This window comes from Vibrio sp. OPT46 (genome assembly GCF_015163535.1).
Lineage (GTDB): Bacteria > Pseudomonadota > Gammaproteobacteria > Enterobacterales > Vibrionaceae > Vibrio > Vibrio alginolyticus.
In genome coordinates this window covers 2,832-5,461 of the sequence record NZ_JADDYG010000698.1, presented here as the reverse complement: position 1 = coordinate 5,461, position 2,630 = coordinate 2,832, and the positions used below count along the sequence as shown (strand labels likewise).

Annotated in this window: 3 protein-coding genes; 1 reads left to right on the top strand and 2 read right to left on the bottom strand. The window is 46.0% G+C overall.

Going from position 1 to position 2,630, the window contains the following annotated elements; translation table 11 throughout:
* Positions 1 to 1,514: exodeoxyribonuclease V subunit alpha (gene recD, locus IQR33_RS25380; RefSeq protein WP_228014132.1), on the top strand; the 1,514-nt coding region annotated here is incomplete at its 5' end.
* Positions 1,515 to 1,548: 34 nt separating this feature from the next.
* Here the strand turns inward: recD and IQR33_RS25375 are convergent.
* Complete coding sequence (locus IQR33_RS25375; protein ID WP_011106047.1) at positions 1,549 to 1,737, bottom strand: hypothetical protein; 189 nt, start codon at positions 1,735 to 1,737, stop codon at positions 1,549 to 1,551.
* 415 nt (positions 1,738 to 2,152) lie between these two features.
* Positions 2,153 to 2,630: amino-acid N-acetyltransferase (gene argA / locus IQR33_RS34340; protein WP_228014131.1), on the bottom strand; the 478-nt coding region annotated here is incomplete at its 5' end.

Sequence of the window (2,630 nt, the reverse complement as noted above, 5' to 3'; positions counted from 1 at the left end):
CGCTGGATTGGCCCGCGATTGATGCCGTGCTTAGCAATGCGCGCAAGGTTCAAGATTTGCAAACACTGGATGAACTCGTGCCACTCTCAGCTTGTGTGAACTGGCAAAAAGTCGCGGCGGCGGTTGCGTTAACTCGTCGATTTGCTGTGATTTCTGGTGGCCCAGGTACGGGTAAAACGACGACAGTAACCAAATTGCTTGCTGCTTTGATTGAACAGGCGACGCACGAGAAAAATCTAACCATCAAGCTGGTGGCCCCGACGGGGAAAGCGGCGGCGCGATTAACCGAGTCCATTGGTAAAGCAGTGCAAGAACTGCCAGTTTCTCCGGAGCTAAAAGCTAAAATTCCGACTGAATCGAGTACCTTACATAGGTTGCTGGGCGCGATTCCTAATAGCGCAGAATTTCGTCACAACAAGCAAAACCCACTGCATTTGGATATTTTAGTTATCGACGAAGCGTCGATGGTTGATTTACCAATGATGTACAAAGTGGTCGATGCCTTACCGAAGCATGCGCGGCTGATTTTGTTAGGTGATAAAGACCAACTTGCCTCAGTTGAAGCAGGGGCTGTGTTGGGTGATATCTGTTCGTTCCATGCATTGGGTTATGGCAAAGAGCAGGCGTCAGCCATCGCAAAACTGACGGGTTTCGATACTTTAGCCCATACGGGGAACAGTGCCTCCAGCATTGCCGATAGCTTATGTATGCTGCAAAAGAGCTACCGATTTGACGCTCGCTCAGGCATTGGTCAGTTGGCAAAAGCGGTTAATTCCGGTTCTGCTGCGAGCGTAGATAATGTCTGGGCGCGTGACTTTTCCGATATCGAACATTTCGCCCTAAGTAGTCAGCATTACAACCAAATGATGCAGACGTTGGTGCAGGAATACGGTCGTTACCTCAAACGCATTGGACAACAAGAAATCGATCCTAAAACCGGAGAGCCAGAGTCGCTAACGCACAAAGCCAAAGCGGTGTTAGATACCTTCAACCAATGCCGACTGCTGTGCGCGATCCGTGAAGGTGACTTCGGTGTGGCTGGGCTAAACCAACGCATCGAGAAAGCGCTCGCGGCGCGCAAGTTCATTCAAGTTCAGGATGAAATTTGGTATCACGGCAGACCCGTCATGGTTACGCGTAATGATCACGGTTTAGGTTTGTATAACGGTGATATTGGTATTTGTATGCGAGATGACAGTGAAGAAGAACCGCGTTTGAAAGTCTTTTTCGAGTTACCTGACGGCAGTGTGAAATCGGTCTTGCCAAGCCGAGTACCTGAACATGAAACGGCTTACGCCATGACCATCCATAAATCGCAAGGCAGTGAATTTGATTACACCCTGATGATTTTGCCACCAGACTTTAGCCCGATATTAACCCGTGAGTTGATTTACACAGGCATTACCCGCGCGAAAAAGCGTTTAGCTCTTTACGCCGAACTCAATGTTCTGAAGCGAGGCATTAAGGTGAAAACTACTCGCGCGAGTGGATTAGTACATCGGCTTACTAACTAAAACAAGAAGACCGAGCTTATGGCTCGGTCTTCTTTTATGTACGTTGTGCAAAGGCATCGGTAAAAGACACGCTGCGTATTTTGTATTGCTGTTGATAAGTAAGGATAAAGTCTCGAATGGCGTCATTCACCGGAAAAACACAGTGAACATCTAGGCCTTCTAAAAACTGATTGTCAGCCATATCCCAGAAACTTTGAAGCGAATTACAAATGATTGTTCTCATAACAGTGCTCGTCTCGGCTTATTGAAAGTCAGATTAACAACTGTCCTTGGTGTGCAATACGGAGCTAACTAGTTTTTCAATTGCCCAGTATTTTAGGGTGAAGGCTACATTACATCACCTAGATCCATTCGTATTGGTTAAAAACCAATCACTAGCGAGCAGAGTATAGCCAACCAAATGTATATTTAAAAGATAAAATTGGAACAAAAATCAAGCAATGGTTTGCGCATTTCTAAGTTGGGTTTACATGATGACCCGCTAGTCCGGAGTAGGGTTTATGTGTGGCCTTACTCCTAAACAAACTCGTTCCTAAACAAGCTCGATGTGCAGGGTTGAGCGTTAATGAGCTGAATCCCGCACCTTGAGGTTTTGGTATAGCGGAACGTTAAGTTTCGCTCCCTGATTTAAGGTTAAGCTATAAATCTAACGCTAAGATTTTTGACTTACGCTGGAAGTTATATAACCCTTGTTTGGCTCCAGGCAAATAGTCGACACTGACTTCGTAAAAACCTTGCTCTCTAAACCAATGCAAACTATGTGTCGTGAGGACAAAAATCTGATCAATGGTTTCGGATTTAGAACGATGTTTCATGTAGTTGAGCAGTAACAAACCTCGGTTTCCATCACGATAGTCAGGGTGAATCGCTACGCAAGCCATCTCAGCTTTGCGCTCTTCTGGGTATGGATAAAGGGCAGCACAGCCAATAATCAAGCCGTCTTTTTCGATGATGGTAAATTTTCCAATCTCTTGCTCTAGCTGCTCTCGAGAGCGTCTAACGAGTACACCTTGTTCTTCTAAAGGACGAATGAGGTCTAAGATACCGCCAATATCGTCAATATTAGCTTGCCTCACTTGTTCAGCACTCGCCATAACAACTTGGGTTCCGATGCCA

What these genes read in the sequence shown, in the direction of transcription:
- IQR33_RS25375 (WP_011106047.1), bottom strand. Translation starts at nt 1,737, where the DNA reads ATGAGAACAATCATTTGTAATTCGCTTCAAAGTTTCTGGGATATGGCT.